Below are 1,922 nucleotides of genomic sequence, written 5' to 3'. Positions count from 1 at the left end.
GAAAGCACCCTGCCACCCGACAGGCTGGTGGTTCCGTGCGAGTACATCCAGGCCATGAACTGGAGCGATTGCTGATGATCGTCCCAGTCTGCGCCCTCGCCTACATGGCCTGGCTCATCTACTCGGGGCCGCGGCGATGAGAACGGTCCGCCAGTTCGTCGACGACCCTTCAGCCAAGTACGGCTTTCGCTCGGTTCCCGCCACCTACGAGGACGCCGAGAAAATCACCGGCTTCCGCTTGGATCGTCGCGTCAACTATTCGATCACCCAGGAAGGCGAAGTGGAGCAGGAAAGCTGGTGCACCCTGGATTGCTCTGGGTGCAGTTGCGGCTGCGAGGGTGGCTGCAGCTGTGGCCCCTCAACGGGATGCAGTGAATGCGGCTACACCGGAAAACGGCGGCACCACTTCGGCTTCCCGCCCTCCCCGCCAGATCGAAAGAAACCCTAACTCCCCTTCCATGTGCAGCTTGCAGGTGAGCGGCGTTAAGGCAACTGACTATCAACCCACCGCTCAGCCGCGGCCATTGCATCAGCCAATGCGGTCGGATAATCGGGCCATGGTCCTAACAGTTCGGCTGCGACACCACCCATCCCATCGATTGGTGCCGGTTCGATGATCTTCGCAGAAGCGGGCGCTTTATCGTTCGGTCGGCTCCAGTCGAACTTCAGAAAAATAATATGGCCTCGGTACTTGTGGGCTATCGGCACATCCAGATTGTGTGACACGCGTCCTCCGAGGACTCATTGAAATGAGCACTCATTTTTACACCCATCCTGAAGCCTGAGGAATCAAGGCAAAAGGCTACTAATCCATTCCCCTATAAGCCTGTCAGTGAATGGCGGGCAAGGAATTCTGCATGCTCGAAACTATCGAGGTGTCGCGCGTGAAGCGCTTCGCCGCAAACACGGCTGGCCGGGATTTCGCGGTCGGCGACATTCACGGCCACTTCACTCGGCTGCAGGCGGCTCTGGATGCTGCAGGTTTTGATACTGCCGCTGACAGGCTGTTCAGTGTCGGCGATATGGTCGACCGCGGGCCCGAGTGCGAAGACGTCATCAAGTGGCTGAACAAGCAATGGTTTCACCCGGTGCGCGGCAACCATGACGACTACGTCTGCCGGTTCGATACCTGCGACATCGGCAACTGGATGTACAACGGCGGGACGTGGTTCGTAGGACTGCCGCTGACAGAGCAGCAGAACTACCAGGTGATGTTCCAGGATCTGCCGATTGCGATCGAGGTTGAAACGGCCCAGGGCCTGATTGGCATCGTCCACGCATATTGCCCCTTCCCGTCTTGGGGCCAGTTGTGCGCCGAACTTGAATCACCCGAGAGCAGCAAGCGGCTGAAGCAGGTGCAGAACAGCTGCATGTGGTCGCGCAGCCGAATTCAGGACGGCGACAAATGCGGCGTCGAAGGCCTGCGCGCCCTTGTGGTCGGCCACACGCCGCTGCGACAGCCCGCTGTGCTCGGGAACGTCCACTACATCGACACAGCCGGATGGATGGACGGCCATTTCACCCTGCTGGACCTCGCCACGCTGCAGTGCACCCCGCCAATCAACCCCGAACTCAGTCACGACTGGGATTAACCACCTTCTGCCGCCACGCGCGGCCCGGAGCATCATCATGGCAGTATCAGAACAAATTGATCGCTTCCTGCGCCTCGACGAGGTGCTTCACACCACTGGCCTGGGCCGTAACACGGTTTATCGTCGCATCCGGGAGGGCACCTTCCCAAAACAGGTTAGAATAGGACCCAACTCGGTCGCTTGGCGCCAGTCGGCAATCTCGCAATGGATGACCGCTGTGCCCCCCAGCAACGACCAATCAGTACATTGATCAGTACACCAGCGACTGACCAATCTCCAGAACCCCCGTATATCAAGCCCTACAGGTCATACCGTGGAAATCTTCAAAGA

Annotated in this window: 4 protein-coding genes; 3 read left to right on the top strand and 1 reads right to left on the bottom strand. The window is 59.0% G+C overall.

What is annotated here, in order from left to right:
* The first annotated feature begins 136 nt into the window (after positions 1-136).
* A complete protein-coding gene (locus HYI44_RS29085) occupies positions 137-448 on the top strand; it encodes a hypothetical protein (protein WP_225571202.1) in 312 nt (103 codons plus the stop codon).
* 35 nt (positions 449-483) lie between these two features.
* Here the strand turns inward: HYI44_RS29085 and HYI44_RS29080 are convergent, their stop codons facing one another.
* Positions 484-726, bottom strand: coding sequence for a hypothetical protein (locus HYI44_RS29080; protein WP_225571201.1), 243 nt, complete (start codon positions 724-726; stop codon positions 484-486).
* A gap of 131 nt (positions 727-857) precedes the next feature.
* On the opposite strand from HYI44_RS29080, the gene HYI44_RS29075 reads away from it, so the two are divergent.
* Together HYI44_RS29075 and HYI44_RS29070 are read left to right on the top strand one after the other, a co-directional pair.
* Positions 858-1,592: a metallophosphoesterase gene (locus HYI44_RS29075; RefSeq protein WP_225571200.1), complete on the top strand. Its 735-nt coding sequence runs from the start codon at positions 858-860 to the stop codon at positions 1,590-1,592.
* A gap of 37 nt (positions 1,593-1,629) precedes the next feature.
* The gene (locus tag HYI44_RS29070; protein WP_225571199.1) at positions 1,630-1,842 is read left to right on the top strand and encodes a helix-turn-helix transcriptional regulator; all 213 of its coding nucleotides are present in this window, start codon (positions 1,630-1,632) and stop codon (positions 1,840-1,842) included.
* Positions 1,843-1,922: the final 80 nt, after the last annotated feature.

The organism is Pseudomonas sp. Y24-6 (assembly GCF_020295325.1).
In the GTDB taxonomy this organism is placed as follows: Bacteria; Pseudomonadota; Gammaproteobacteria; order Pseudomonadales; family Pseudomonadaceae; genus Aquipseudomonas; species Aquipseudomonas gregormendelii.
This window is presented reverse-complemented; position numbering and strand designations above follow the sequence as displayed.